Here is a 26,916-nt window from a genome sequence, read left to right as displayed (position 1 = left end):
TCGGCCACCAGCCCGCCGCGCACCCGGCCCCCGCCCACAAGAAGCGTGCCCGCGGCCCGATAGCGGTGCTCGCCGCCGTCGCCCTGGTCGCCGCTGCCGTCGGCGGCGGCACGGCGTACGCCGCCCAGGAGCTCTTCGGTACGAACGGCGCCACCCCCACCGGCATCAACGGCACCAACGCCTCCGCCGGCAGCAAGGGCACCGTCTCCGGTGTGGCCAACGCGGTCAGCGACTCCATCGTCGAGATCAAGGCGAGCACCGGCAGCGGTACGTCCACGGGCTCGGGTGTGCTGATCACCTCCGACGGCGAGATCATCACCAACAACCACGTGATCGCCGGGGCGAGCGAGGTCCAGGTGCAGACGAACGACGGCAGGAAGTACACGGCCAAGGTCGTCGGCACCGACAGCAAGAAGGACCTGGCGCTCATCAAGCTCGAGAACGCCTCGGGCCTCAAGGCCGCCACGCTCGGCGACTCCGACAAGGTCGGTGTCGGCGACGAGGTCGTCGCGATCGGCTCACCCGAGGGCCTGACCGGCACCGTGACCAGCGGAATCATCTCCGCGCTCGACCGTGACGTCACCGTCTCCACCGAGGAGCAGCAGGCGCCTGGGCAGCAGGGCGGCGGCCAGTGGCCGTTCGAGTTCGGCGGGGAGCAGTTCAACGGCGACACCGGCTCGTCCACGACCACGTACAAGGCGCTCCAGACCGACGCCTCGCTCAACCCCGGCAACTCCGGTGGCGCCCTGATCGACATGAACGGCGAGATCATCGGCATCAACTCGGCGATGTACTCACCGGCCTCGAACTCCGGCTCCGGCTCCGGTTCCTCGTCCGGCAGCGTGGGCCTCGGCTTCGCGATCCCGGTCAACGATGTGAAGGCCGACCTGGACACGCTGCGCGCCGGGTCCACGACCTGACCGTGCGCGGCATGGCCGTGCGAGGCTGATGACGGCCACGAGGCTGATGACGTCCACTTCCCGAGCGACGCGAGGAACGACCACCGATGAGTCCCGCCGAAGGCGAAGCCCAGCGCATCCTGATCGTCGACGACGAGCCCGCCGTGCGCGAGGCGCTGCAGCGCAGCCTCGCGTTCGAGGGGTATGCCACGGAGGTCGCGGCCGACGGCATTCAGGCCCTGGAGAAGGCGGCCGCGTTCTCCCCCGAGCTCGTGGTCCTCGACATCCAGATGCCGCGCATGGACGGACTGACGGCCGCGCGCCGGCTGCGGGCGTCCGGCGCGACGACCCCGATCCTGATGCTGACGGCCCGGGACACGGTGGGCGACCGGGTCACGGGCCTGGACGCGGGTGCGGACGACTATCTGGTCAAGCCCTTCGAGCTCGATGAACTCTTCGCCCGTATCCGGGCGTTGCTGCGGCGCAGCTCGTATGCGGTGTCGGTGGCGGCGGACCAGGTCGACGACGATGTGCTGTCGTTCGCCGACCTGCGGATGAATCTCGCGACGCGTGAGGTCGTACGGGGGTCGCGTGCGGTGGAGCTCACCCGGACCGAGTTCACCTTGCTGGAGATGTTCCTGGCCCATCCGCGCCAGGTGCTCACGCGTGAGCAGATCCTCAAGTCGGTCTGGGGCTTCGACTTCGAGCCCTCGTCCAACTCGCTCGACGTCTACGTGATGTATCTGCGGCGCAAGACGGAGGCGGGGGGCGAGCCGCGGTTGGTTCATACGGTGCGGGGTGTGGGGTATGCGTTGCGGGCGGGCGGCTCCGAGTGAAGCGGTTGCGTGCCGTACCGCTGCGGACTCGGCTGGCCCTGCTCACCGCCGCCGCAGTGGCGTTCGCAGTGGCGGCGGTTTCGGTGACGTGCTGGTTCATCGTGCGCGCCAACCTGTACCAGGCAGTCGACGACGATCTGACCTCGTCCGCCACGAGTACCCGGCCGGCGCCGGAGCAGATCCGCAGTCTGCTGACCGAGTGCGCACAGGCCCCCTCGCCCGACCGGACGTTCCCGGGCGTCCGGTCCGCCTACTACGGCGAGTTGGTCAAGGCGGACGGCACCGCCTGCGTCTTCTCGGACTCCGTGGGCAAGGTGAACGTCACCACCGGCGACACCGATGTGGCCATGGCTGCGGACCCCGATGTCGCGAGCTTCCGCAACGGCACGGACGCCGATGGCAACCGCGTACGGGTGCTGACCAAGGCGCTCATCGCCGACGGACCGGGCGGCCGCGACGCGGTGGTTTCCGACACCGCCCTGCTGCTCGCGTATCCGCTGAAGGAGACCGAAAGCACCCTCAACGAGCTCGCCCTCATCCTCCTTCTCGCCTCAGGCGTGGGCGTCCTCGGTGCCGGCGCAGCCGGCCTGTGGACCGCCCGCGCGGGGCTCAAGCCCGTCGATCAACTGGCCGACACCGTCGAACACGTAGCCCGCACCGAGGACTTGACCATCCGCATCCCCGCCGAGGGCGACGACGAGATCGCCAGGCTCTCGCGGTCGTTCAACGCCATGACCGCCGCCCTGGAGAGCTCCCAGGAACGCCAGGCCCAGCTCATCGCCGACGCCGGACACGAACTCCGCACCCCCCTGACCTCCCTCCGTACGAACATCGAACTCCTCGCCCGCAGCGAGGAGACAGGCCGGGCCATCCCGCCCGACGACCGCAAGGCGCTGCTCGCCAGCGTCAAGGCGCAGATGACCGAACTGGCCGCCCTGATCGGCGATCTGCAGGAGCTCGCGCGCCCCGACACCGGCCAGACCGCCAAGGTCGAGGTCGTCGGCTTCCATCAGATCGTCCAGACCGCGGTGGACCGCGCCCGCCTCCGCGGCCCGGAGCTCGAGATCACCGCGGAGCTGGCGCCCTGGTATGTACGGGCCGACGCGGCCGCCTTGGAACGGGCCCTGGTCAACATCCTCGACAACGCGGTCAAGTTCAGCCCGCCCGGGGGCGCCATCGAGGTCGCCCTCGACCGCGGCACCCTCACCGTGCGCGACCACGGCCCCGGCATCCCCGCCGAGGAACTCCCGTATGTCTTCGACCGCTTCTGGCGCTCCCCCACCGCCCGCCAGCTGCCCGGCTCGGGTCTCGGTCTGTCGATCGTGGCCCGCACGGTCCAGCAGAGCGGCGGCGAGGTCGCGCTCCGCCCGGCGGACGGCGGCGGGACGGTGGCGGTGGTGCGGTTGCCGGGTGCGCCCTCCCCGCCGCCCGAGCGTCCCGCCTAGCGAGCGGGATCGCGGGCGGTCGACACCCCCCGAGCCGGAACGCGAAGTCTCTTGTGTCCTGCGGTGGTTGGTGCGTTGCTATGGACGGCGCAGAGATTCATACGGACGTCTTGTACGGCTGTTTAATACGTGCGTATAGTTGCGCTCATCGCGCCACCCGGATCGCAGCCGAAGGAGCCCACCATGTCCACGACCCGCCCCGCCCTCGCCCGCAAGGAACTCGACCTCGCCGGCCGCCGCCTCTCCTACCTGGACTCCGGCGGCACCGGCCAGCCGCTGCTCGCGCTGCACGGGCATCTCGCCGAGGGCGCCTCGTTCACCCGGCTCGCCGAGGAACTCGGGCCGGATTGGCGGGTGATAGCCCCCGACCAGCGCGGACACGGCGACTCGGACCGGACCCCGGAGTACAGCCGGGACGGTTACGTCGACGACCTGATCGCCCTGCTCGAACACCTCGCGGCCGGCCCGGTCGTCGCACTCGGGCACTCGCTCGGCGGGATCAACGCGATGTATCTCGCGGCCCGGCGGCCCGACCTGATCGCGGCCATGGTCGACGTGGACGGGCCGGTGCTGATGCCCGACGGCCCGAGCCCGCTGTCGTTCGTCCTCTCCTTCCCCTATACGGCGCCCACCCGCGAGGAGCTGATCGAGGGCGCCGGACCCATCGGCCCGATGATCGCCCGGGGTCTGCGCCAACTCCCGGACGGAGCCTGGCGGTTGCCCTTCCACCCCCAGGACACCGTCGACTCGGAGAACGCCGTGCACGGCGATCACTGGGCGGCCTGGACCGGCAGCTCCATGCCCGCGCTCCTGATCAACGGCCGCAAGAGCCAGGCCCTGCCCGGCGAGACGGCCCGGGAGATGGCCGAGCGGCGGCCGCACACGACGTTGGTACGCCTGGACACGGACCACTTCGTGCAGGCGCAGGACCCGGAGGGCTTCCACCGGGCCGTACGGGAGTTCCTCGACGGCCTCGGCACCCTCTGAGCGCCGGGACCTCGGCACTCTCTGAGCCCCGGGACCTCACCCTCCGAACGACACTCCGCTCCCGCCGAGCTCCACGCGTATCCCGTCCCGCTCGACGCGGACGTCCTTCAGATACAACTCCCCTGATCCTTCGGGAAGTTCGGGCAGCCGGAAGCCCAGGGCCAGGCGGTCCGCGAGGGCCGGGCGGGTGAGGTGGGACAGGCCGTCGAGCAGGGCGGGGTCGAGGCCGAGCTGCTTGAGCAGGGCCGGGTGGTCCATGGCCACGTCGATCAGGTTGAGCCCCATCAGGTCGCGCACGAACCGCGGGGAGCCGGTCAGGGACGACAGATCGGCCTCCTCGTGCAGCGCCCGCTGCACCGCGGAACGCGGGATCCCGAGCCGGTCCACGAGTGCGGGGACCTCGAAGAGCGACTTGAGCTTCTGCTGCGAGGAGCGGACCGAGTCCGCGGACTTGCGGCTCAGATGCAGCCCCTGCGAAGGCTTCGTACCAGGGCGGTAGGTCGCCAAGTCCCCGATGTCCAGCCGCATTCCGCCGATCCGCGTGGAGATCCCCTTCTCGCCCGAGCGGCGGATCTGCGCATCGGCGGACAGCTTCAGATCGTGCCCGGCGACGGGCAGCGTGCCGCGGGCGAGCACCCGGTCACGGCCCTGTGCGGTGAACGTGACCTGGGAGGCGCCCAGTTCACGGTTCAGGTCCTCGAAGGAGAGCAGCACCTCGCCGTCCATCTCGCCCACGGAGGCGCCCTTCACCGAGAGCGGGCCGCCGTCGATCGTCACGTCCGAGGCCGTGGCGGAGACCTTCGCGAGCGAGACACGGTCGGCGGCCACATCGGGCACGGTGACGCTGGCCTCGTCGATCCGCTCGTCCAAGGCCTGGGTGAGGAAGGGGAAGCCCTCGATCTCGACCTCGGGGGCGGCCGTCAGATGCAGCGAGTCCTTCAGCTTCTCGGCCGTCTTGTGCTCGGCGTAGAGCAGCGCCCAGCGGTCGGCGAGCACGAGGAAGGCGGCTGTGGCGAGGAGCAGGACGAGCGCTTTGGCGACGAGCGGGAGACCGGCGAACCGGTTGCGCCTGCGCCGACGGCCGCCGCGGCGGTGCTGGGGCGGCTCCCAGGGCTCGGCGTCCTCGGGCTCGTTCTGCAGGAACTCGTCGAGCGGGCCGGAGAGATCGGCCAGTTCGTCGTACGGGTTGTGCGGGTTGCCGGACGCCGCCGCATCGTACGGGTTGCCGGGTGCCGCCGCATCGTACGGATCATGGTGAACGCCAGGGTGCGGATGCGTGGAAAAAATGTGGGGGGACGTACGCATCGGTTCATCCGATCACGCATACGTCCCCCCACCGCAACCCTTTCGTGACTTAACTCACCGCGGGAGTGGGCTTCTTCACAACAGTGATGCGTCCGCTCGCGGGCGGCTCGATCGGGTCGGCGGCCGAGGAGTTGGCCGCCAGATAGTCCTCGAACGCCTTGAGGTCGTCCGCGCCGACCAGCGGGTTCGCGCCCTTGCCCAGCTCGGCGAAGCCGTCGCCGCCGCCCGCGAGGAAGGAGTTCATCGCGACACGGTAGGTGGCCGCCGGGTCGATGGCGGCCCCGTTCAGCTTCACCGAGTCGGCGACCACGCGGTCCGCGCCCGTCTTGGTCAGGTCGAGGGTGTACGTCAGACCGGCCGAGATCTGCAGGATCTTCGGGGCGGCCTCGTTGGACCCGCTGACCTGCTGCTTCAGCGCGGTGATCAGCTGCGCGCCGGTCAGGTCCACCAGGTTCACCGTGTTGCCGAAGGGCTGCACGCTGAAGGCCTCGCCGTAGGTCACGACGCCGTCGCCCTCGGCCCCGGCCGCCTTGAAGACGAGCTCGGCGCGGATGCCGCCGGGGTTCATCAGCGCCAAGTCGGCTTCCGGATCGACCGTCTTGGCGTACGCGAGCTGCGCGTCCGCGATCAGGCTGCCGAGCGGCTGCTCGGGCTCCGTCCCACGGGCGATGTCCGCCGAGATGAAGCCGAGCGGACGCGAGGCGATCGGCGCGGCCAGCTTGTTCCAGCGCGCGATCAGCGAGGTCATGTCGGGCGCCTTGGGCAGATCACGCCGTACGACCTGGTTCGCGGACTCGACGCTCGTGCGCACGATGTCGCGGGTGCGGCGGTCGTAGGTGAGCGTGGTGTCCGTGAAGAGCTTCCCGGCCGAGGACGCCGAGGTGACCATCCGCGGCTTGCCCGCCGGGTCCGGCACCGTGCACACGTACGCCTGGTGCGTGTGGCCCGTGACGAAGGCGTCGACCTTGGACGTGGTCTTCTTGGCGATCTCGGTGATCGGCCCGGAGATGCCGTCGCCCGGACCCGGGCTGTCGCAGTTGTAGTTGTACGCCGCGGAGGCCGGCGCACCGCCCTCGTGCACGAGCGCGACGATGGACTTCACGCCCTTGCGGTCGAGCTCCTTGGCGTACTTGTCGATCGTTTCGACCTCGTCGTGGAACTTCAGGCCCTTGATGCCCTCGGCCGAGACGATGTCGGGGGTGCCTTCGAGCGTCAGACCGATGAAGCCGATCTTGACGCCGTTCTTCTCCCAGATCTTGTACGGGGGAAGGATCGGCTTGCCGGTCTTCTCATCCGTCACGTTGGCCGCGAGATACGGGAAGTCGGCGCCCTGGAAGACCTTGCCGTCCTCGTAGCAGCCGTCCTTGGGGTGGCAGCCGCCGTTCTGGATGCGCTCCAGCTCGGTGCGGCCCTCGTCGAACTCGTGGTTGCCGACGCCCGCGATGTCCAGGTCGAGCTTGTTGAGCGCCTCGATGGTGGGCTCGTCGTGGAACAGCCCCGAAAGGAGCGGGGAGCCACCGATCAGGTCGCCCGCGGCGACGGTCGCGGTGTAGCGCTCCCCCTTGCGGGCGTCGCGCAGCGCGGTCGCCAGGTGCTCCACGCCGCCCGCGTCGATGGTCTTCGTGGTGCCGTCGGGCTGGAGTTCGGTGACCCGGCCGCCCGAGCCGGTCGGCGGTTCGAGGTTGCCGTGGAAGTCGTTGAACGACAGCAGCTGGACGTCGACGGTGCGGCCCGTGGCGTGCCCGTGGTCCCGGCTCTCGTCCTGTGCTCCCGCGGGCAGGGCGGCCGCCACGGACGCGGCGGCGGCGAGTGCCGTCACGCCGGCGATCAGCAGCCGGCCGCGCGCACGGTGCCGTTGTGGTGTCACTGACATCTGTTCCCCTCCGGTAATCAGTGGGGCGCAGCCTAGAGTCAACGCGCGTAGAGCAACAGGGGGTTCGTGGTTACGGGTGGGTTTCTGCGAGGTGGCCGAGGCGATGGGCCGTCGTGAATTGACCTCATTTTTTGGCCCGTGAATGCACCCTGTGCAGGGTCTTTTCCGGGCCTAAGCTCATAGTCATGAACACAGAGAACACGCAGTTCGCGACCACGAAGCCCCTGCTCACGCGCGCGGCCACCGCCGAGACCACCAGCGACCCCAGCGCCGTCATGACCCTGCTCGCCGACTTCGGCACCGACGGCAGCCCGGTCACCACCTACCGCTCGGCGTTCACCGAAGGAGCGGTCGGGGCGCCGGCCCACTTCCACACGCGGGCCTCGGAGTTGTTCTTCGTCATCGGCGGCCGGCTGCGGGTGCTGCTCGACGACAAGGTCGAGGTCCTGGAGGCCGGCGACTTCCTGCACGTACCGCCGCACACCCCGCACGCGTTCGCGGCCGCGACCGGTTCCGAAGCGGATGTGCTGTTCATGTTCACGCCGGGGATGCCGCGCTTCGACTACCTGCGGCTGCTCGGCCGTGTGCTGCGCGGGGAGGCGAGCCCGCAGGAGATCAAGGACTCCTCCGAGCTCTACGACAACCACTATGTGGACAGCCCCGTGTGGCGGGACGAACTGGGTGCGAGCTGAGCTTGGCGGGCGGGCCGTACGCTCAGGACATGACTGACGCAGCGACCCCGCCCGTGCGCTCCCTCGACACCCTGGACGCCCTGACTCCCGAGCAGATCGACGCCGTATCGCGGCTGCTCGCGGAGGCCGCCCGCACCGACGGCCAGCAGGCCGTCTCCGAGCAGGGCAGGCTGCAGCTGCGCGGCGGGCCCCGTGAGGGCGTACGCCACCTGCTGCTCACGGTGGACGGTGAACTCCTCGGCTACGCGCAGCTGGAGGACACCGACCCCGTGGAGGCCCCGGCCGGCGAACTGGTCGTGCACCCCGCCCACCGCGGCCACGGCCACGGCCGCGCGCTCGGCCAGGCGCTGCTCGGCGCGACCGGCAAGCGGCTGCGGGTGTGGGCGCACGGCGGGCATGCCGCGGCCCGTCATCTGGCCCAGATCCTGGGCCTGTCCCTGTTCCGCGAACTGCGCCAGATGCGCCGCCCGTTGGACCCCTCGGCCTTCACCGAACCGGTCCTTCCGTCCGGCGTCACGGTCCGCGCCTTCGTGCCGGGACAGGACGACGAGGCGTGGCTGCGGGTCAACTCCGAGGCCTTCGCACACCACCCCGAGCAGGGCTCCCTCACCCAGCGCGACCTCGACGACCGCAAGGCCGAGCCGTGGTTCGACCCGGCCGGCTTCTTCCTGGCCTTCCGCGGCGAGGACCTGATCGGCTTCCACTGGACGAAGGCGCACGCGCAGGAGCGGATCGGCGAGGTGTACGTGGTCGGTGTCCGCCCGGGCGCCCAGGGCGGCGGGCTCGGCAAGGCGCTCACGGCCATCGGCCTGCGCCATCTCGCGGACGCGGGCCTGCCCACGGCGATGCTCTACGTGGACGCCGACAACAAGGCGGCGGTCTCCGTGTACGAGCGGCTCGGCTTCACCACGTACGAAACGGACTTGATGTACCGCACGGAGTCGTAGCTGCGCGGTGTGGCGCGGTGGGCCTGTCGGCCGCCTTACGGTGCGGTGCGGTGGGCCGGTCGGCCGTCCGGGTGCGCGGGGTGGTTCCTTGCCGTGGATTCCGGGCGCGCCTGCTTACCGTCGCGCCATGCCCACCCCACGTACGACCGCCGAGCGTTACCCGGACCGGGTCACTTATGACCGTGACGAGGTCTACGCCATCCTCGACGAGGCCCTCGCCGTGCACGTCGGCTTCGCCACCGACGACGGCCCGGTGGTGATCCCCACGCTGCACATGCGCGAGGGGGACCAGCTCCTCCTGCACGGTTCCGCCTTCGGCCGCTTCATCACCACCGCGGCCGCCGGCGCCCCGCTGTGCGTCACCGCGACCCTGATCGACGGCGTCATCCTGGGCAGGGCCTCCTCCCACCACTCGGCCGCCTACCGCTCCGTCATGATCTTCGGCAGGGCCACCCCGATCGAGGACGAGCAGGAACGCGCCGACGCGCTCGCCCGGGTCGTCGAGAGCGTCGTCCCGGGCCGCCTCTCCGGTCCCTACGCGGCCCGCCGACCCAGCGTCGAAGAGGCCCACTACACCGCGTGCCTGACGCTGCCCATCGAAGAGTTCTCCATGAAGGTCCGCGCCGGCTTCGCGCGCGACGAGCCCAAGGACGACGCCGTCGAGGCCTGGGCCGGCTGGATCCCCCTCACGACCACCCCGGGCACGCCCGTCCCGGACACCATCACCGGCACCCGCTTCCCCGCCCCGGCATACGACCCGGCAGCCCACCGCTTCCGCCAGGACCGCTGACCCCCCTGCCCGCGCCGGCTGCCCGCCGCCTCCCCACCTCGCCGCCGCCCGCGAGGCGATCGCCGTCGGCACGGTCTCCGGCGCGGTGGGGACGTACGCCCTCATCGACCGACGTCACCGGCACGCCCAACTACTCCAGGCCCTGGCCTTGTTGGGCTCCTGCGTCGAACATCTCGCCTTGGAATTGCGCCTGTTGCGGCGCACCGAGGTTCGCGAGGTCGAGGAGCCCCGCGCCGGCGCCTTCTGCGTGGCCCACTTCCAGAGCGTGAATGCCGCCGAACTGGTCGCCGGGCTCACCGTCTTCCCCGAGACGATGGCCGCCTCCCTGACCCGCCACGGCATCACGCCACGGGCCCCGCTCGCCCCCGAACGTTTACTGGCCCACCACGACATCCTGCGCGACCGCCTCGAAACCCTGCGGGAGCGCATCACGTTCTGAACTCCTCGAAGGGCCGCACCTCTTGACGCGGCCCCTCCGCTGCATCACCCTTCCACTACTCAATTAGTGAAAGGGGGTTGGGAGTGTGTTCGCGTACCGGATCGACCGGCGCAGCGGGGTCGCCACCTATGTCCAGATCGTCCAGCAGACGAAGCAGGCGCTGCGTCTGGGCCTGCTCGACGTCGGCGACCAACTGCCCACCGCCCGCGAGGTGGTGGCCGCGACGGCGATCAACCCCAACACGGTGCTCAAGGCGTATCGCGAGCTGGAACGTGAGGGTCTGGTCGAGGCACGGCGGGGCCAGGGCACGTTCGTACGGCAGGCGCTCGGCCGCGCGGACCACAACGGGCTGCGGACGGATCTGGCCGCGTGGGCGTCGCGCGCCCGCGCGGAGGGCCTCGAGCGCGAGGACGCGCTCGCCCTGGCCGCCGCCGTACTCGATGAGCACTTTCCACAGGGGCACGAGGGGGATGCCGGATGACCGTGCAGGAATGGGCAGTTGAGGCTTCCGGTCTCACGATGCGTTACGGACGCAGGCGGGCCCCGGTGCTCGACGACTGCCGGCTCACGGTCCCGGCCGGCAGCGTCTGCGGTCTGGTCGGCCCGAACGGGGCGGGCAAGTCGACGCTGCTCGCGCTGGCCGCGGGGCTGCTGCGGCCCTCCTCCGGCGAGCTGCGGGTCCTCGGCTCGGTGCCGCCCGGGGCACGCGCGGAGGTCGCGTACGTCGCGCAGTCCAAGCCGCTGCCGTCCCAGCTCACGGTCGCGGCGGTGCTGCGGCTCGGGGCGGAGCTGAACCGGTCCTCGGGACGCTGGTCGTCGAAGGCCGCGGAGTCGATCGCGTACGAACAGGGCGGGCTCGACCCCCGCGAACGCATCCGCTCGCTCTCCGGCGGCCAGCGCACACGGGTCGCTCTCGCCCTGGCTTTCGGCAAGCGGGCCCGGCTGATGCTGCTGGACGAACCGATGGCGGATCTGGATCCGTTGGCGCGCCAGAAGTTGATGGGGGCGCTGATGGCCGAGGCGTCCGAGCACGGCACGACGATCGTGATGTCCTCGCACGTCCTGCCCGAACTGGAGGGCACCTGCGATCACTTGGTGCTCCTGGGCGCCGGCCGCGTCCGTCTCGCCGGGCCCGTCGACGAGCTGGTCTCCTCCCACGTCCTGCTCACGGGGGCGGGCTCGCTCGACGGTCAGCGGGTCGTCGAGCAGCGCCCGGCGGGGCGGGGCGCGACGGCGCTGGTCCGCCGTGGGGATGCGCTGCCCCCGGGCTGGGAGGCGGTCGAGCCCTCCCTCGAGGAGATCGTCCTCGCTCACCTGCGTACGACCGGTTCCACCGCGCCCGAGGAGGCCGCCGTATGAGCGCGTTGTCCATAGCCCCGCGCGGGCTGACGTGGGCGGTCTTCCGACTGCACCGGGTCTCGCTGCTCCTGTGGGGGCTGTTCTTCGCCGTCATGGCCGCGGCCCTCCTCAGGACCCGTGCACGGGGGATCGAGGCCGGACGCCTCAATACCGCGTGTGCCGTCCCGCCACGGCCCGGCCTGCGGGACTGCAGGGACGCGGAGCCCTCGGTGGTCCTCGACTGGCCGGGACAGGCCAGCACGCTCGCCACGGTGATCGCGTGGCTGAGCTTCGGGGTCGCCGCGTACGCGGCAGGTGTACTGATCGCGCGTGAGCTCGAGAACGGGACCGCGGCCCTCACCTGGACCCAGTCCGTCTCGCCGGCCCGCTGGCTGGCGGTGAAGCTGCTGACACCCGCCATCCTCCTGACCGTGGGCGGCACCGGCCTCGTCCTCCTGTACCGCTGGATGTGGCACGCCGCACCCCCCTCACTGCGCAACAGCTGGAGCTACCCGGACATCTACGTCGACCGCGGGCCCGTAGCCGTCGCATACCTCCTGTGCGCCTTGGCTCTGGGCGCCCTCACCGCAGTGGCGGTACGCCGCGCACTGCCCGCGACAGGACTCGCCGTAGTGGCCATGGTGCTCGTCCACGAAGGCGGCCACCGGGTCCGTGACCAGCTCTGGCCGACCGACAGCACCTCCATGACGCTGCCTGGCTGGTGGTCGGCAGGCGGAATCGACGGCCACCCGGCGAACCACTTCTGGCCCCTCCAGGTCATGGAGACCGGGGTCGTCCTGACCCTGACCGCGGCCCTCACCGCCACAGCCTTCTGGCTCCTGAAACGCCGTACGCCCTGACAGGGGGAGGCGCGTACGGACCGGGCGGCCCCGGGGGGCTCGAACCCCTGGGGTCGCCCCACGATGTCCTGCACGTCATGTCGCCGTAACCGACGATTCAGACGGCCTTGCGACGCTCAGGGGATGCAGGCCCCCGCCGAGAGCCCGACCACCTCCCCCACAGCCCGTATCGCGGCGGCTGGAATCGCTCCGACACGGAACAATGAGTACATGAACACGCCCCAGGTGCCCGTGCACGCCCAGCCCTCCGTCGGTTCCATAGCCGCGCACCGGCCGCACACCGTGGCCGCCGCGGTCTCCGACCTCGAACCGGACATCGACGCGGATCTCGATGCGTACGAGGAGGACGGCGAGGGCGCCGAGCTGCCGCAGGGGCGTTTCCTGGACCGTGAGCGCAGCTGGCTGGCGTTCAACGAGCGGGTGCTCGAACTCGCCGAGGACCCCGCCACCCCCCTCCTGGAGCGCGCCAACTTCCTGGCGATCTTCGCGAGCAACCTGGACGAGTTCTTCATGGTGCGGGTGGCCGGCCTCAAGCGCCGTATCGCCACCGGAGTCGCCACCCGGTCCGCCTCCGGTCTCCAGCCCCGTGAGGTCCTTGACCTGATCTGGAACCGCACCCGCGAGCTGATGGCCCGGCACGCCGCCTGCTTCCAGGAGGACGTCGGCCCGGCGCTCGCCGAGGAGGGCATCGGGGTCGTCCGCTGGAACAACCTCACCGAGAAGGAGCAGGCCCGGCTCTTCACCCTGTTCCGGCAGCGGATCTTCCCGGTCCTGACGCCGCTGGCCGTGGACCCGGCACACCCCTTCCCGTACATCTCGGGTCTCTCGCTGAATCTCGCGGTCGTCGTCCGCAACCCCGTCAGCGGCCACAACCACTTCGCGCGGGTCAAGGTGCCGCCCCTGCTGAACCGTTTCCTGGAGGCCTCGCCCGGCCGCTACGTCCCCATCGAGGACGTCATCTCGGCGCCCGCGCACCTCAAGGAGCTGTTCCCGGGCATGGAGGTGCGCACGCACCACATGTTCCGCGTGACCCGCAACGAGGACCTCGAAGTCGAGGAGGACGACACCGAGAACCTGCTCCAGGCCCTGGAGAAGGAGCTCATGCGGCGCCGCTTCGGGCCGCCGGTGCGCCTCGAGGTCGAGGAGTCCATCGACCGCTACGTACTGGATCTGCTGATCCGCGAGCTGAAGATCTCCGAGGCGGAGGTCTATCCGCTGCCGGGGCCCCTGGACCTGACCGGGCTCTTCAACGTCTCCTCCCTCGACCGGCCCGAGCTCAAGTACCGCAAGTTCGTGGCCGGTACGCACCGCGACCTCGCCGAGGTGGAGTCCGCGTCCGCGCCCGATATCTTCGCGGCGCTGCGGGAGCGCGATGTGCTGCTCCACCACCCGTACGACTCGTTCTCGACCTCCGTACAGGCCTTCCTGGAGCAGGCCGCGAACGACGACGACGTGCTCGCCATCAAGCAGACGCTGTACCGGACTTCGGGCGACTCACCGATAGTGGACGCCCTGATCGAGGCCGCCGAGGCCGGCAAGCAGGTGCTCGTCCTCGTCGAGCTCAAGGCGCGCTTCGACGAGCAGGCCAACATCAAGTGGGCCCGCAAGCTGGAGGAGGCGGGCTGCCATGTCGTATACGGGCTCGTGGGGTTGAAGACCCACTGCAAGCTGTCGCTCGTCGTACGGCAGGAGGGCGACACCCTGCGCCGCTACTCGCACGTCGGCACGGGCAACTACCACCCCAAGACGGCCCGCCTGTACGAGGACTTGGGCCTGCTGACCGCCGACTCCCAGGTCGGCGCGGATCTGTCCGACCTCTTCAACCGGCTGTCGGGCTACTCGCGCCGCGAGACCTACCGCCGGCTCCTCGTGGCCCCCAAGTCCCTGCGCGACGGCCTGATTTCGCGGATCAACGACGAGGTCAAGCACCACCGGGCCGGGCGGCCCGCGCATGTCCGTATCAAGGTGAACTCGATCGTCGACGAGGCGCTCATCGACTCGCTCTACCGCGCCTCGCAGGCCGGCGTGCCGGTCGACATCTGGGTCCGCGGGATCTGCGCGATCCGGCCCGGCGTCGAAGGGCTCTCCGAGAACATCCGCGTCCGCTCGATCCTCGGCCGCTTCCTGGAGCACTCCCGGGTGTTCGCCTTCGGCAACGGCGGCGAGCCCGAGGTGTGGATCGGCAGCGCCGACATGATGCACCGCAACCTCGACCGCCGTATCGAGGCACTCGTCCGGGTCGTCGACCCGGCCCACCGGGCAGCACTCAACCGGCTCCTGGAGACCGGGATGTCCGACACCACCTCGTCCTGGCACCTGGGCCCCGACGGCGACTGGACCCGGCATGCCCTGGACTCCGAAGGACAGCCCCTGCGCAATGTGCAGGAGATGCTCATCGACGCGCGGAGGCGCCGGCGTGGCTCAGCGAAACCCTGACCGCAGCGAGCCCCTGGGCGGGGGCTCCCGGTCGATGTCCGTGGACGGCGGGCCGACGCCTGCGGCCGGCAGGTCGTCCGCTGTGGGTTCGCCCACTGCGGGTTCGTCCACTGCGGGCGGACGGCCGTCCGGCGTGGATGGCAGGCCGCCCGCCGCGGACGGCGGGGCCGAGGACCTCGCCCGCTATCTGCGCGGGCAGGCCACCGACTTCCTGCGGGCGCTGCGCCGGCACCGCGAGAGCGGCGTCGAGGACGCCTCGGCCCCGGCGATGGCGCTGCGGCGCACGGCCCGCCGGATCAGCGGCACCCTGCACACCTTCCGGCCGCTCCTCGACGCGACCTGGTCGGACGAACTGCGGACCGAACTCGCCTGGCTGTCGGGCACCTTGGCCCGCGAGCACGCCTGCACCGAGCGGCTCGACCGCCTGCTGAACGCGCTCCAGCGGCTCGCGGGCTCCACCGCGCCCGTCCCGGCCCAGGCCTCCGCATCGCCCACCGGCCAGCTCACAGTGGGCGCCGCCAAGGCGGGCGCGCTGCTCGACCGCCAGCTCACGCTTGCCCGCACCCGCGCCCACTCCACGGCGCTCCAGGCGCTCGGCTCCTCCCGCTTCCACGCGGTGGCGGACAACGTCGCGGTCCTGGCCAGCGACGTCCCGCTGCGCAGGGACGCGGCGGCGCACCGGCTCGCCCCGTTCGCGGCCGATGTCGAGGCCCGTCTCGCCGACGCCGTACAGACCCTTCCTCTCGTACGGGCAGGACATCCGTACAACGCCGAGGCGCTGATGCACGGCCTGTCGGCCGAGACCGCACCCGAGACCCAGGACGCCCCCTGGCACCAGGCCCGGCTGCTCCTGAGACTGCACCGCTACGCCCAAGAGGCTTTGGGCATACGGGACTTCGACCCTCGCCTGCTCACCGCGAGCCGCGCGCTCGACCGGCACCGCGACGCGGCCGAGGCGGCGGCAGCCGCGTCTTCGGCGGCCCGCACCCCCCGCATCGCCCCGGCCACGGCCTACGCCCTCGGCGTCCTGCACGCCGACCAGCGCCACGAGGTCGAGGCGGCACGTTTTGCCTTCAAGGGGGCTTGGCAGCGGTCAGGATCCAGTTCGGCGGTGAGCCTGCCATGACCGGCCCCGAGTCCGAGCTGGTCCGGGCGGCGGGCTGCGTGCTGTGGCGCCGCTCCCCCGTGGACGACTCGTTGGAGATCTGCCTCGTCCACAGACCCAAGTACGACGACTGGTCGCACCCGAAGGGCAAGCTCAAGCGCGGCGAGGAGGCGCTCGAGGGCGCCCTGCGCGAGGTCGAGGAGGAAACGGGCCACACCTGCGCGCCCGGCCCCCGCCTCCCCTCGGTCAGCTACTTCACGGGCGGCCGGCCGAAAGTCGTCCACTACTGGGCGGCGGAGGCGACAGCCGGGCACTTCACGCCCAACCGCGAGGTCGACCGCATCCTCTGGCTCTCCGCCGCGGCGGCCCGCTCGCGGGTGACCCAGCACCCGGGACCGCACCCTGATCGACGAGTTTCTCGGGCTGCTCGGCTCCCTGCGCTGACGGACGGCGGACCGCCCCGCCCCGGGGCCTCCGCGCACCGCCCGGATGTGACCCACTGCACCCGGTGTGCCGATTCCGCCGTAATCCGGCCGTGACCTAACCACACCGACCGCCTAGGTTCACCTGCCGTTCACTCTCGACCATCGGCCGCTTCACCTGTCCTGCCTAATTTCGGCTGTACACGGTGCGTGTCGCTGGCGGAAAACGGCCGGCAGCCCACCGAGATGACACACGGGCCCTCCAGCGGGCCGCACAGACCTCATACGTCACGTACGACATCGCACGCCGCTGCCACAGACGGCGGCTCCTGGAAGGAACTCCCGAAAGTGAAGCTTCAGCGCATGAACCGGCGGGCCCTCACCCTCGGTGCTCTCGCCGTCTCCGGCGCCCTGGCCCTCACGGCGTGCGGCTCCGACGACACCAGCGGCGGCGCCGGCGGCAACGAGAGCGCGCCCGCCGCCAACTCGAACATCAAGTGCGAGGACGCCAAGGGCCAGCTCCTGGCCAACGGCTCCTCCGCGCAGGCCAACGCGATCCAGACCTGGATCAAGGAGTACACGGCCTCCTGCAAGGGCGTGCAGATCAACTACAAGCCCGAGGGTTCGGGCGCGGGTGTCACCGCGTTCCTGCAGGGCCAGACCGCGTTCGCCGGTTCCGACTCCGCGCTCAAGCCCGAGGAGCTCACCGAGTCCGCGAAGGTCTGCAAGGACAGCCAGGCCATCGACCTGCCCATGGTGGGCGGCCCGATCGCGGTCGGTTACAACGTTCCGGGTGTCGACAACCTGGTCCTGGACGCCAAGACCCTGGCCGACATCTTCAACAACAAGATCACCAACTGGGACGACGAGGCGATCAAGAAGCTCAACCCCGACGCCAAGCTCCCGGACACCAAGATCCAGGCCTTCCACCGCTCGGACGAGTCCGGCACCACGGACAACCTGACCAAGTACCTGAAGAAGGCCGCCCCGGCGAGCTGGCCGTACGAGCCGGGCAAGGCCTGGGAGCCGAAGGGCGGCCAGTCCGCTCAGGGCTCCTCCGGTGTCGCCCAGCAGGTCAAGCAGACCTCCGGCTCGATCTCCTACATGGAGCTGAGCTACGCCAAGGACGGCATCAGCACCGTCGCGATCGACACCGGTGCCGGCACCCCGGTCGAGGCCACCGTCGACAACGCCACCAAGGCGATCGCCGACGCCAAGGTCGTCGGCAAGGGCAAGGACCTCGCGCTCGAGCTCAACTACGCCACCAAGGCCGAGGGTGCCTACCCGATCACCCTGGTGACGTACGAGATCGTCTGCGAGAAGGGCAACAAGGCCGAGACCCTGGCCGCCACCAAGTCCTTCCTCGGCTACGCCGCCAGCGAGGACGGCCAGGCCAAGCTGAAGGAGCAGGGCTACGCCCCGATCCCGGCCGAGATCAACGCCAAGGTTCGCGAGACCATCGCCGCCCTGAGCTAGGCCCCTGCCCGGGGTTTCCCGCCTGCCGAACGACGCCTGGCACGCACGCTCGCTGCGTTGCCGAAACGCCCTAGTGGCTCCGCCACGAGGACGTTCCGGCGCCTTGCGATCGCACGCACCAGACGCCGTTCGGCCGCCCTCCGGGCGACAACGGGAAACCCCGGACAGGAACCTGGAACCGAGTGCGGCCGGGCGGTCGCAGACCGCGACCGCCCGCCGCACCGTCCGGTGCACCGCCGCCAGGAGCAGCGGCAGACGCTGCCGCTCCAGGAGCAGCCCGCGACAAGCAGGGCGCGCTCCGCAGACCGGAGAATCCCATGGACATATCACCTTCCACCACCGCACCTCCCCCACCGCCGCAGGACCTGAAGGCCTCGTCGCCCGTCTCGCACAAGGCCGCTTCGCGCGGTGCCACCCGCCCGGGTGACCGGATCTTCCTCGGTCTCTCCCGCGGCTCCGGCATCCTGCTCCTGCTGATCATGGCCGCCATCGCGGCCTTCCTGACCTACCGCGCCTCGATCGTCCTCTCCGAGAACGAGGGCAACTTCCTCACGACGTTCGAGTGGGACGCCAACTCCATCCCGCCGGTCTTCGGTATCGCGGTCCTCGCCTTCGGCACCGTGATCTCGTCGATCATCGCGATGCTCATCGCGGTCCCGATCGCCGTCGGCATCGCGCTCTTCATCACGCACTACGCGCCGCGCAAGCTGAGCGGTCCGATCGCCTACGTGATCGACCTGCTCGCCGCGGTGCCCTCCATCGTCTACGGCCTGTGGGGCGCCCTCTTCCTGGTGCCTCACCTGACCGGGTTCTACAGCTGGCTGAACGACTACTTCGGCTGGACCGGGATCCTGGAGTGGCAGGGCGGCGCCCCCCGCTCGCTGCTCACCGTGGGCATCCTGCTCGCGATCATGATCCTGCCGATCATCACGAACGTGAGCCGTGAGGTCTTCAAGCAGGCCCCCCAGATGCACCAGGAAGCGGCGCTCGCGCTCGGCGCGACCCGCTGGGAGGTCATCCGGATGTCGGTCCTGCCGTTCGGCCGCTCCGGCATCATCTCCGCCTCGATGCTGGGCCTCGGCCGCGCGCTCGGCGAGACGATGGCCGTCGCCACGGTGCTCTCCCCGAGCTTCCTCATCAACACCAGCATCCTGGACCCGGGCGGCGGCACCTTCGCCCAGAACATCGCCAGCAAGTTCTCCGAGGCGACCGTGCAGGGCCGTGACGCGCTGATCGCGTCCGGTCTGGTGCTCTTCGTCATCACGCTGGTGGTCAACGGTGCGGCCCGCGCGATCATCGCCCGCCGCAAGGAGTACTCGGGGGCCAACGCATGAGCCACGCCATCGACACCAAGCAGCCGGCGAGCACCCTCCAGGGAGCGCGCCTGCCCAACTGGGCCCCGTATGTCATCGCGGCCGGATCCATCGCCGTGGGCTGCGGCATCGGTCTCGCGGGCGGCCTCGACAGCCGTATCCAGTGGGGCCTGATCGCCTCCATCCTGTTCCTCCTGGTGACCTACCTCCTGGCCGCCAAGATCGAGGGCGGCCGGCAGGCCAAGGACCGGATGGCCACCAGCGTGGTCTGGGTCGCGTTCCTGCTCGCCGTGATCCCGCTGGTCTCCCTGATCTGGGAGACCGTGGCCCGCGGCATGAAGGTCCTGGACAGCTACTTCCTGACCACCTCGATGGGCGTCCTCGCGGACACCGATGTCGGCGGCGGTATCTACCACGCCCTGATCGGCACCCTGGAGCAGGTCGGTCTCGCGACCCTCATGGCCGTCCCGGTCGGTCTGCTGACCGCGATCTACCTGGTCGAGTACGGGCGCGGGAAGCTCGCCAAGGCCGTCACGTTCTTCGTCGACGTCATGACGGGCATCCCGTCGATCGTCGCCGGTCTGTTCATCCTCAGCTTCTGGATCCTGATCCTGGACATGGGCTACTCCGGCTTCGCCGGCGCCATGGCCCTCGCGATCCTGATGATGCCGGTGGTCGTCCGCTCCACCGAGGAGATGCTCAAGCTCGTCCCGAACGAGCTGCGCGAGGCCTCCCTCGCCCTGGGTGTCCCGAAGTGGCGCACGATCCTGAAGGTGGTGCTCCCGACCTCGATCGGCGGCATCACGACCGGTGTGATGCTCTCGGTGGCCCGTATCGCCGGTGAGACGGCCCCCGTGCTGCTCCTGGTGTGGGGCAACCCGCTGATCAACACGAACCCGTTCGAAGGCCCGCAGGCCTCGCTGCCGCTGTACATCTACCAGCAGTACGCGAACAGCGCCGGCTCCCCCGCGGCGTACGACCGGGCGTGGGCGGCGGCCCTCACCCTCATCATCCTGATCATGGTTCTCAACCTGGTGGCCCGCGGTATCGCCCGCTGGAAGGCCCCCAAGACGGGCCGCTGACGCGGCCATGACTCGGCTCCGGCGGAGTCCGATCAGCGACCCTTCTCGCAAGACTTTCCGAAAGAAGCAGTGATTGAAATGGCCAAGCGAATCGACGTCGGCGGACTGACCGCCTACTACGGATCCCACAAGGCGATCGAAGACATCTCGATGACGGTCGAGCCCCGCTCGGTGACGGCCTTCATCGGCCCCTCCGGCTGCGGCAAGTCGACCTTCCTGCGGACCCTGAACCGTATGCACGAGGTCACCCCCGGCGGCCGCGTGGAGGGCAAGGTCATGCTGGACGGCGAGGACCTGTACGCCTCCGCCGTGGACCCGGTGAACGTGCGCCGCACGATCGGCATGGTCTTCCAGCGCCCGAACCCGTTCCCGACCATGTCGATCTTCGACAACGTCGCGGCGGGCCTGCGCCTCAACGGCAACTACAAGAAGGCCGAACTGGCCGAGGTCGTCGAGAAGTCGCTGCGCGGCGCCAACCTCTGGAACGAGGTCAAGGACCGTCTGAACAAGCCGGGCTCCGGCCTCTCCGGCGGTCAGCAGCAGCGTCTGTGCATCGCGCGCGCCATCGCGGTCGAGCCCCAGGTGCTCCTCATGGACGAGCCCTGCTCGGCCCTGGACCCGATCTCCACCCTCGCGATCGAGGACCTGATCGGCGAGCTCAAGGAGCGCTTCACGATCGTCATCGTGACGCACAACATGCAGCAGGCGGCCCGTGTCTCGGACCGCACCGCGTTCTTCAACCTCTCGGCGGTCGGCCAGCCCGGCAAGCTCATCGAGATAGACGACACGGAGCGCATCTTCTCCAACCCGTCGGTGCAGGCCACCGAGGACTACATCTCCGGCCGCTTCGGCTAGGCCGACCCCGGATCTGCCGCGCGGTGCTGCATGGCGGTGCCACCGCACGGCCCGGGCCCGCTCTCCCCTTCACGGGGAGGGCGGGCCCTTTTCTCGTACGGCTTCGGAGGGGCGTCACCCGTACGGTTTCGGGGCACGGGCGTGGCCCGCCCTCCTCCAGGGGGAGGTCAGCCCGCTCCCGAACGGCCTGCGGGGCATCGACGGGTGACCGTCCCGGTCGCCACCGCTCCGAACCAAGCTCGGCACTGGCCGAGGCGTACCGCACGGTAGACCTTTCCCGTCGCGGAACAGCAAACGGGCCGGCCCTCCCCAGAGGAAGGACCGGCCCGTAGCCGTACAGGAAAAGCAGGCGCTACAGGAACGCCAGGTTCACGAGCCAGAAGGAGAATGCCGCGACGAGCGCGGCCGCCGGCATCGTGATGAACCAGCCGAGGATGATGTTCTTGGCGACACCCCAGCGCACCGCGTTGACCCGCTTCGTCGCGCCCACACCCATGATCGCGGACGTGATGACGTGCGTCGTCGAGATCGGCGCGTGGAAGATGAACGCGGTCGTGAACATGATGCCCGCGCCGGTCGTCTCGGCCGCGAAACCCTGCGGCGGATCCAGCTCGATGATCTTCCGGCCGAGCGTGCGCATGATGCGCCAGCCACCCGCGTACGTGCCGAGCGACAGCATCACCGCACAGGAGACCTTCACCCAGATCGGGATCGGGTCCCCGGGAGCCTCGACATCGGCGATGACCAGGGCCATCACCACGATGCCCATGGTCTTCTGCGCGTCCTGCAGACCGTGCCCGAGCGCCATACCGGCCGCGGACACCGTCTGCGCGATACGGAAGCCGCGCTTGGCCTTGTGGGGGTTGGACTTCCGGAACATCCACATGATCGCGACCATCACCAGATAGCCCGCGATCAGACCGACGACCGGCGAGATGAACATCGGGATGACGATCTTCTCGATCACGCCGGACCAGATCACCCCGATCCCGCCGGCAAGGGCCGCGCCCACGAGTCCGCCGAACAGGGCGTGCGAGGACGACGAGGGCAGGCCGAAGTACCAGGTGACGAGGTTCCAGACGATCGCGCCGACCAGACCGGCGAACAGGATCCACATGCCCCTGTTGCCGTGCGGCGTCTCGATGATGCCCTCGGAAACGGTCTTCGCGATCCCGCTGCCCAGGAAGGCACCCGCCAGGTTCATCACCGCGGCCATGGCGAGCGCCGCACGAGGCGTCAGGGCACGCGTGGAGACCGATGTGGCGATGGCGTTCGCGGAGTCGTGAAAGCCGTTCGTATACGTGAAGAAGAGGGCGACACCGATGGTGACGACCAGAGCGAAGGTGTCCACGAAGCCTCAGGACTCCTTGACCGCGATGGTCTCCACGGTGTTGGCGACGTGCTCGAACGCATCGGCCGCCTCCTCGAGCACATCGACGATCTGCTTCAGCTTCAGCACCTCCATGGCGTCGTACTTGCCGTTGAAGAGCTGGGCGAGCAGCTTGCGGTGGATCTGGTCGGCCTGGTTCTCGAGACGGTTGACCTCGATCCAGTACTCCGTGAGGTTGTCCATGGTCCGCAGATGCGGCATGGCCTCGGCGGTCAGTTCCGCGGCGCGGGAGAGCACCTCGATCTGCTGCTCGACGCCCTTGGGGAGCTCCTCGACCTGGTACAGGACGACGAGGTCGACGGCCTCCTCCATGAAGTCCATGATGTCGTCCAGCGAGGACGCGAGGTTGTAGATGTCCTCGCGGTCGAAGGGCGTGATGAACGAGGAGTTCAGCTGGTGGAAGATCGCATGCGTGGCGTCGTCTCCCGCGTGCTCCGCGGCCCGCATACGCTCTGCGATCTCGGCCCGGGCGGAGGAATCCGCCCCGAGCAGTTCCATGAGGAGCTTCGAGCCCGTCACGATGTTGTCCGCGGAAGCCGCGAACATGTCGTAGAAGCTCGTCTCCCTGGGGGTCAGACGAAAACGCACGTGGGGTCCTCGGGGTGCTTCGGGTTCGGTGAGGCTGATGCTAGGCGCATCAACCGGCCACGGCTAACCGGCCGCTCCCCAGTGTCGCCCATCGGGCACAGTGATCAGCACTGGCCCTCCCATGACGGGGGCCTCGCCGGGGTATGGCCGGGGAGTGACCCCCGGACGAAGGCCGGGCGACGGGCGGGATACGGCGGGGGCGAGAGCCCTGGCCGATACGGGCGTGTCGAGTACCATATACCCACCAGGGGTATCTCGGGAGCTGCCGGGGGAGTCCGGGAGAATCGGGGATACGCGATGAGGAGGACGGGATGACCACCACTGAGGCCGGCGCCACCACGCCCGAGCCCGCACCCGTGGTGACGGACCACGACCGCGGGGTGCACGGGTACCACAAGCAGAAGGAAGAACACCTCAAGCGGCTGCGCCGGATCGAGGGCCAGATCCGCGGTCTGCAGCGCCTGGTCGACGAGGACGTCTACTGCATCGACATACTCACCCAGGTCTCCGCCTCGACCAAGGCCCTCCAGTCCTTCGCCCTGCAACTCCTGGAGGAGCATCTGCGGCACTGCGTCGCGGACGCGGCGCTCAAGGGTGGCGAGGAGATCGACGCGAAGGTGGAGGAGGCGACGAAGGCGATCGCCCGGCTGCTGCGTACGTGAGGTGCAGGTGGTGCGGGTGGTGCCGGGTGTGACCTCGGCACGCCCCCGGCTACCCCTCCCTCTCGGCCTGCCCGAACACGTTCCCGACTCCAAGCACCTCGTCGATCCGGTCGGCGCTGAGCCGCTCCTCGTCCGCGGTGGATGCCGCGATGATGAGGTCGCCGCACAGCTCGATCTCGGCGAGGGCGACGTGGTCCTGAACCGCTCCCCTGCCCTGGGCCGGAGCCACGTACATCACCTCTTTCCGCCGTCGGCGGTCGCAGATTCCCAAGCGTCGGCTCTCCCGGGCCCCGGCTCCGCGCAGCCTCCGCAGAGCCTCCGACTGCCCGAGTCCCGACTTCCTAGAGTAGGGAGCGGTCTACGGAACGCGCATGGCACGTACGGACCATTTCGGGTTGTGAAATCGGGCCCCGCGAAGGCGGGTTCGGGCCACACGAGGAGGCGTTCCGGCCGCGCGATGGCGGGTTCGCGCCACGCCTGAGCGGGTTCGCGCCACGTGGGAGCAGGTTCGGGCCACGTGGGAGCGGGTTCGCGCCACGCGATGACAGTCTCAGCGCTGCGCGATCTTGCCCGCGTAGATGTCGCCGGACTCGGGCAGCTTCGCCGCCGCCTTCGTCCCGAACGCGTCCAGCCAGGTCGTCGACATCACCGCGACCGCCTTCCCGGACCCGGCACCCGCGCCGGAACTCCCGCCGCCTGCCTGTCCGTTGGCGAAGCTGAACTCATGGCGGATCTTGCGCAGCCGCCCCTCGTCGTCGAGGTAGGCGTCGAACGGCACGGTGTCCTTGGTGAACCCTTTCGCCGCCGCCCGCAGCACCGCCCTGTTCTCCTTGGGTGCCAGCTCCGCCGCGCGCGCCAGATCGACCACACCTCGGTAGTGCCGCACCGCGACACCGTCGACCTCCGCGGGCCCCACGTACTCCACCGAGCGTGCGCCGCGCAGGAGTTCGGCGGCGGTGAGCGGGTCGGTGGCACCGCCCGTGACGAGGTTTCCGTCGGAGAGTGTCGTGGTGTCGATACGGACCCACTTGTCGGCGGGGACGCCCGCGCCCCGGTTCTTCATGTAGAGCGCCCCGGGCGCGAGCATCTCCGTGATCGGGCCCTGCCGCTCGACGCCCGCCGGGTCCTGCGGCAGCTGCACCCTGAGCTCACCGACGCGGCGTACGAAGTCGTACGTGCCGGCGCCGCGGATCGTGACCCGGGTGCCGCCCGAGGCCATCTCCATCGAGGTGCGGGCACGGGCCGTGCCGGCCTGGACCAGCTCGTCGGCCGCCTGTTGCAAGGCCTGGTGGGGATCACCGCCCGCGTCGTCCGCGGCGGCACCGCCCGGGGAGCACCCTGCCGTGGCCAGGACCAGACAGGCCAGTCCCGCGCCCACCGGAGCGGCCAGGAAGCGCCGGCTCCTGCCGCTGCGACGCTTCTCGAGCTGCTGCACCACCATCGCCTGCCTACCCCCAACACTGGCCGTCCGTACGCGGGGCCCCCTGTGCCCCGCTTAACGACCAGTGCCGGTCCCCGTCACGGGCCTTGAGCATGGGCCGTGGGCGGCTACGGTTGAAACGTGCAACAAAAGCCTCCACCCCCTGGCGAACCCGACCCGGCCGCGGTCCACCACACCAGCACGGTCGAGCAGGGCAAGTTCTGCACCGCGCACTGCACCTGCGGCTGGCGCGGTCCGGCCCGCAGGGCGCGGTCCAAGGCGAGATCGGACGCGCTGGAGCATGCGAGCGCCTGCTGAGGGCGACGAATAGGAGCCCTCAGAAGCCCCGGGATACCCCGCCCCCAAGCCGCTTCATGCTCTGTGGCGGGGTACATGACGTCCATGAAGTCCATGGACCGGCGTACGGCGCTCATCGGCGGGGCCGCACTCGCGCTCTCCGCGACCGCGGGCTGCACCGGCTCGGGCGGAGGCGGGAGCTCGCCCTCTCCGTCGTCCTCCAGTGCGCCGCCGGACGGAAAGCCGAGCAGCCCGCCGGCCCGCCGCGCCCCGGACTGGCCCGCCCTCGCGAAGGATCTCGACGGCGAGCTCATACGCCCCGGCGACGCGGACTGGGACAGCGCCCGGCAGCTCTTCAACACCCGCTTCGACAGCCTGAAGCCGGCGGCCGTCGCGTATGTCTCGGGTGTCGAGGACATACGGGCCGCCCTCGCCTTCGCCCGCGGGACGCGTATCCCGGTCGCGGTGCGCGGCGGTGGCCATTCGTACGCGGGCTGGTCGTCGGGGAACGGCCGGCTTGTCCTCGATGTGTCGCGGCTCTCGTCGATACGGGCGAGCGGCGGCGCCGCTTCCGTCGGGGCGGGGGCGCGGCTGATCGACGTCTACCGTGCGCTGGCCGCGAAGGCGGCCACGGTTCCGGCCGGTTCATGCCCGAGTGTCGGGATCGCGGGCCTGGCCCTCGGCGGCGGACATGGAGTGACCTCGCGGGCGTACGGGCTGACCTGCGACAGCCTGACCAGCGCGACCCTGGTGACGGCGGACGGCAAGGAACTGGTGTGCTCCGGTGCCGAGCACCCCGACCTCTTCTGGGCGTTGCGCGGGGCGGGCGCCGGTCAGTTCGGCGTGGTGACGGAGCTCGGCTTCCGTACGCATCCGGCGTCGCAGGCGGTGGCCTGCACCATGGTCTGGCCCTGGGAGCGGGCGCCTGATGTGGTCCGGGCCTGGCAGCGGTGGGGGCCCGGCCTTCCGGACGAGATCTGGTCGCAGTGCACGGTCGGCTCCGAGGCCGGCAGAGGGCCGACGGTACGGGTCTCGGCCTTCTCCCTCGGCACCTACGGCGAGCTGCAGAACGCCGTTGACCGCCTCGCGGACGCGGTCGGCGCCCCGGCCTCCGGGGTGTCGCTGCAGCGCAAGTCGTACGAGGAGGCGATGGAGATCTACGCGGGCTGCGCGTCGTTCTCCGCCGACGAGCAGTGCCGGCTGCCGGGCGAGCTCCCCGGGCGGGGCGCGGCGGGGCGGCTCGGGCGGGCCACCTACCTGGCGCGCTCGGACTTCTTCGCGCGCGAGCTGCCGCGGGCCGGGATCGCGGCGCTGGTCGCCGCGGTGAACCGGACGCCGGACGCGCGCTACGGCACGGTCGCGCTCACGGCACTCGGCGGAGCGGTCAACCGCATCGCCCCGACGGCAACGGCCTTCGTCCACCGCCGGCAGCGGATGCTCGCGCAGTACGAGGCGGGGT

General features: G+C 70.3%; 26 protein-coding genes and 1 pseudogene. 21 read left to right on the top strand and 6 right to left on the bottom strand.

All coding sequences use genetic code 11. From position 1 onward, the window contains the following. From G6045_RS23085 to G6045_RS23070, 4 genes are all read left to right on the top strand, one after another. Positions 1-920 (top strand): S1C family serine protease (locus G6045_RS23085; protein WP_165333960.1); only part of this gene is annotated, 920 nt, incomplete at its 5' end. Positions 921-1,006: 86 nt separating this feature from the next. Next, on the top strand, positions 1,007-1,735 hold the full coding sequence (locus G6045_RS23080; RefSeq protein ID WP_165333959.1) for a response regulator transcription factor: 729 nt from the start codon (positions 1,007-1,009) through the stop codon (positions 1,733-1,735). Then, a complete protein-coding gene (locus G6045_RS23075; RefSeq protein ID WP_165333958.1) occupies positions 1,732-3,180 on the top strand; it encodes a HAMP domain-containing sensor histidine kinase in 1,449 nt (482 codons plus the stop codon). Before G6045_RS23080 ends, G6045_RS23075 begins: the two co-directional genes overlap by 4 nt. A gap of 183 nt (positions 3,181-3,363) precedes the next feature. Then, the gene (locus G6045_RS23070; RefSeq protein ID WP_165333957.1) at positions 3,364-4,167 is read left to right on the top strand and encodes an alpha/beta fold hydrolase; all 804 of its coding nucleotides are present in this window, start codon (positions 3,364-3,366) and stop codon (positions 4,165-4,167) included. Between the two features lie 36 nt (positions 4,168-4,203). Here the strand turns inward: G6045_RS23070 and G6045_RS23065 are convergent, their stop codons facing one another. Together G6045_RS23065 and G6045_RS23060 are read right to left on the bottom strand one after the other, a co-directional pair. Further along, entirely contained in the window at positions 4,204-5,472 is a 1,269-nt protein-coding gene (locus G6045_RS23065) for an LmeA family phospholipid-binding protein (protein ID WP_165333956.1), read from the bottom strand. A gap of 49 nt (positions 5,473-5,521) precedes the next feature. Then, entirely contained in the window at positions 5,522-7,345 is a 1,824-nt protein-coding gene (locus G6045_RS23060; protein WP_165333955.1) for a bifunctional metallophosphatase/5'-nucleotidase, read from the bottom strand. 185 nt (positions 7,346-7,530) lie between these two features. Between G6045_RS23060 and G6045_RS23055 the strand changes: the two genes are divergently transcribed. The 14 genes and pseudogenes from G6045_RS23055 (at position 7,531) to pstB (ending at position 21,100) form a co-directional block, all read left to right on the top strand. Beyond that, positions 7,531-8,037, top strand: a complete 507-nt coding sequence (locus tag G6045_RS23055; protein WP_165333954.1) for a cupin domain-containing protein — start codon at positions 7,531-7,533, stop codon at positions 8,035-8,037. Between the two features lie 29 nt (positions 8,038-8,066). After that, positions 8,067-8,984 carry a mycothiol synthase gene (gene mshD, locus G6045_RS23050; protein ID WP_165333953.1) on the top strand — a complete coding sequence of 306 codons (918 nt, stop codon included), beginning with the start codon at positions 8,067-8,069 and terminating at the stop codon, positions 8,982-8,984. Positions 8,985-9,111: 127 nt separating this feature from the next. Beyond that, positions 9,112-9,774 carry a pyridoxamine 5'-phosphate oxidase family protein gene (locus G6045_RS23045; protein WP_165333952.1) on the top strand — a complete coding sequence of 221 codons (663 nt, stop codon included), beginning with the start codon at positions 9,112-9,114 and terminating at the stop codon, positions 9,772-9,774. Between the two features lie 85 nt (positions 9,775-9,859). Next, a complete protein-coding gene (locus G6045_RS41570) occupies positions 9,860-10,213 on the top strand; it encodes a hypothetical protein (RefSeq protein ID WP_235968198.1) in 354 nt (117 codons plus the stop codon). An 85-nt stretch (positions 10,214-10,298) separates the two neighbouring features. Then, a complete protein-coding gene (locus G6045_RS23035; protein ID WP_165333951.1) occupies positions 10,299-10,694 on the top strand; it encodes a GntR family transcriptional regulator in 396 nt (131 codons plus the stop codon). Beyond that, positions 10,691-11,572 carry an ABC transporter ATP-binding protein gene (locus G6045_RS23030; protein WP_165333950.1) on the top strand — a complete coding sequence of 294 codons (882 nt, stop codon included), beginning with the start codon at positions 10,691-10,693 and terminating at the stop codon, positions 11,570-11,572. Before G6045_RS23035 ends, G6045_RS23030 begins: the two co-directional genes overlap by 4 nt. Next, positions 11,569-12,411 carry a hypothetical protein gene (locus tag G6045_RS23025; RefSeq protein WP_165333949.1) on the top strand — a complete coding sequence of 281 codons (843 nt, stop codon included), beginning with the start codon at positions 11,569-11,571 and terminating at the stop codon, positions 12,409-12,411. The genes G6045_RS23030 and G6045_RS23025 overlap by 4 nt, the downstream gene beginning before the upstream one ends. A 210-nt stretch (positions 12,412-12,621) precedes the next feature. Further along, positions 12,622-14,847: an RNA degradosome polyphosphate kinase gene (locus G6045_RS23020; protein ID WP_165333948.1), complete on the top strand. Its 2,226-nt coding sequence runs from the start codon at positions 12,622-12,624 to the stop codon at positions 14,845-14,847. A gap of 34 nt (positions 14,848-14,881) precedes the next feature. Continuing rightward, entirely contained in the window at positions 14,882-15,973 is a 1,092-nt protein-coding gene (locus tag G6045_RS23015) for a CHAD domain-containing protein (protein WP_165333964.1), read from the top strand. Further along, a pseudogene (locus G6045_RS23010) lies at positions 15,970-16,396 on the top strand (NUDIX hydrolase). Before G6045_RS23015 ends, G6045_RS23010 begins: the two are co-directional and overlap by 4 nt. A gap of 326 nt (positions 16,397-16,722) precedes the next feature. Continuing rightward, positions 16,723-17,850: a phosphate ABC transporter substrate-binding protein PstS gene (gene pstS, locus G6045_RS23005; protein WP_328707871.1), complete on the top strand. Its 1,128-nt coding sequence runs from the start codon at positions 16,723-16,725 to the stop codon at positions 17,848-17,850. A 317-nt stretch (positions 17,851-18,167) separates the two neighbouring features. Beyond that, positions 18,168-19,184, top strand: a complete 1,017-nt coding sequence (gene pstC, locus G6045_RS23000; RefSeq protein WP_165333946.1) for a phosphate ABC transporter permease subunit PstC — start codon at positions 18,168-18,170, stop codon at positions 19,182-19,184. Beyond that, positions 19,181-20,245, top strand: a complete 1,065-nt coding sequence (gene pstA / locus G6045_RS22995) for a phosphate ABC transporter permease PstA (protein WP_165333945.1) — start codon at positions 19,181-19,183, stop codon at positions 20,243-20,245. Before pstC ends, pstA begins: the two co-directional genes overlap by 4 nt. Positions 20,246-20,323: 78 nt before the next feature. Further along, the gene (pstB, locus tag G6045_RS22990; RefSeq protein ID WP_165333944.1) at positions 20,324-21,100 is read left to right on the top strand and encodes a phosphate ABC transporter ATP-binding protein PstB; all 777 of its coding nucleotides are present in this window, start codon (positions 20,324-20,326) and stop codon (positions 21,098-21,100) included. A gap of 352 nt (positions 21,101-21,452) precedes the next feature. Here pstB and G6045_RS22985 read toward each other — a convergent pair whose 3' ends face one another. Further along, the gene (locus G6045_RS22985; protein ID WP_165333943.1) at positions 21,453-22,451 is read right to left on the bottom strand and encodes an inorganic phosphate transporter; all 999 of its coding nucleotides are present in this window, start codon (positions 22,449-22,451) and stop codon (positions 21,453-21,455) included. A 6-nt stretch (positions 22,452-22,457) separates the two neighbouring features. Next, complete coding sequence (locus G6045_RS22980; RefSeq protein ID WP_165333942.1) at positions 22,458-23,078, bottom strand: DUF47 domain-containing protein; 621 nt, start codon at positions 23,076-23,078, stop codon at positions 22,458-22,460. Between the two features lie 311 nt (positions 23,079-23,389). On the opposite strand from G6045_RS22980, the gene G6045_RS22975 reads away from it, so the two are divergent. After that, complete coding sequence (locus G6045_RS22975) at positions 23,390-23,740, top strand: metal-sensitive transcriptional regulator (protein WP_165333941.1); 351 nt, start codon at positions 23,390-23,392, stop codon at positions 23,738-23,740. Positions 23,741-23,789: 49 nt separating this feature from the next. Here G6045_RS22975 and G6045_RS22970 read toward each other — a convergent pair whose 3' ends face one another. Both G6045_RS22970 and G6045_RS22965 read right to left on the bottom strand, forming a co-directional pair. Further along, complete coding sequence (locus tag G6045_RS22970; RefSeq protein WP_206344070.1) at positions 23,790-23,975, bottom strand: hypothetical protein; 186 nt, start codon at positions 23,973-23,975, stop codon at positions 23,790-23,792. 315 nt (positions 23,976-24,290) lie between these two features. Then, complete coding sequence (locus G6045_RS22965) at positions 24,291-25,181, bottom strand: hypothetical protein (protein ID WP_235968196.1); 891 nt, start codon at positions 25,179-25,181, stop codon at positions 24,291-24,293. A gap of 120 nt (positions 25,182-25,301) precedes the next feature. Here G6045_RS22965 and G6045_RS22960 point away from each other — a divergent pair, with 120 nt between their 5' ends. Further along, on the top strand, positions 25,302-25,478 hold the full coding sequence (locus G6045_RS22960; RefSeq protein WP_165333939.1) for a hypothetical protein: 177 nt from the start codon (positions 25,302-25,304) through the stop codon (positions 25,476-25,478). A gap of 93 nt (positions 25,479-25,571) precedes the next feature. Continuing rightward, the coding region (locus tag G6045_RS22955; RefSeq protein WP_165333961.1) for an FAD-binding oxidoreductase at positions 25,572-26,916 on the top strand (1,345 nt) is incomplete at its 3' end.

This window comes from Streptomyces mesophilus (assembly GCF_011044995.1).
Classification (GTDB): domain Bacteria; phylum Actinomycetota; class Actinomycetes; order Streptomycetales; family Streptomycetaceae; genus Streptomyces; species Streptomyces mesophilus.
The sequence above is the reverse complement of the archived record's forward strand: the minus strand, read 5'-3'. Positions and strand labels throughout refer to the sequence as shown.

What these genes read in the sequence shown, in the direction of transcription:
- G6045_RS23080 (WP_165333959.1), top strand. Translation starts at nt 1,007, where the DNA reads ATGAGTCCCGCCGAAGGCGAAGCCCAGCGCATCCTGATCGTCGACGAC.
- G6045_RS23070 (WP_165333957.1), top strand. Translation starts at nt 3,364, where the DNA reads ATGTCCACGACCCGCCCCGCCCTCGCCCGCAAGGAACTCGACCTCGCC.
- G6045_RS23065 (WP_165333956.1), bottom strand. Translation starts at nt 5,472, where the DNA reads ATGCGTACGTCCCCCCACATTTTTTCCACGCATCCGCACCCTGGCGTT.
- G6045_RS23060 (WP_165333955.1), bottom strand. Translation starts at nt 7,345, where the DNA reads ATGTCAGTGACACCACAACGGCACCGTGCGCGCGGCCGGCTGCTGATC.
- G6045_RS23055 (WP_165333954.1), top strand. Translation starts at nt 7,531, where the DNA reads ATGAACACAGAGAACACGCAGTTCGCGACCACGAAGCCCCTGCTCACG.
- mshD (WP_165333953.1), top strand. Translation starts at nt 8,067, where the DNA reads ATGACTGACGCAGCGACCCCGCCCGTGCGCTCCCTCGACACCCTGGAC.
- G6045_RS23045 (WP_165333952.1), top strand. Translation starts at nt 9,112, where the DNA reads ATGCCCACCCCACGTACGACCGCCGAGCGTTACCCGGACCGGGTCACT.
- G6045_RS23030 (WP_165333950.1), top strand. Translation starts at nt 10,691, where the DNA reads ATGACCGTGCAGGAATGGGCAGTTGAGGCTTCCGGTCTCACGATGCGT.
- G6045_RS23025 (WP_165333949.1), top strand. Translation starts at nt 11,569, where the DNA reads ATGAGCGCGTTGTCCATAGCCCCGCGCGGGCTGACGTGGGCGGTCTTC.
- G6045_RS23020 (WP_165333948.1), top strand. Translation starts at nt 12,622, where the DNA reads ATGAACACGCCCCAGGTGCCCGTGCACGCCCAGCCCTCCGTCGGTTCC.
- G6045_RS23015 (WP_165333964.1), top strand. Translation starts at nt 14,882, where the DNA reads ATGTCCGTGGACGGCGGGCCGACGCCTGCGGCCGGCAGGTCGTCCGCT.
- pstC (WP_165333946.1), top strand. Translation starts at nt 18,168, where the DNA reads ATGGACATATCACCTTCCACCACCGCACCTCCCCCACCGCCGCAGGAC.
- pstA (WP_165333945.1), top strand. Translation starts at nt 19,181, where the DNA reads ATGAGCCACGCCATCGACACCAAGCAGCCGGCGAGCACCCTCCAGGGA.
- pstB (WP_165333944.1), top strand. Translation starts at nt 20,324, where the DNA reads ATGGCCAAGCGAATCGACGTCGGCGGACTGACCGCCTACTACGGATCC.
- G6045_RS22975 (WP_165333941.1), top strand. Translation starts at nt 23,390, where the DNA reads ATGACCACCACTGAGGCCGGCGCCACCACGCCCGAGCCCGCACCCGTG.
- G6045_RS22970 (WP_206344070.1), bottom strand. Translation starts at nt 23,975, where the DNA reads ATGTACGTGGCTCCGGCCCAGGGCAGGGGAGCGGTTCAGGACCACGTC.
- G6045_RS22965 (WP_235968196.1), bottom strand. Translation starts at nt 25,181, where the DNA reads ATGGTGGTGCAGCAGCTCGAGAAGCGTCGCAGCGGCAGGAGCCGGCGC.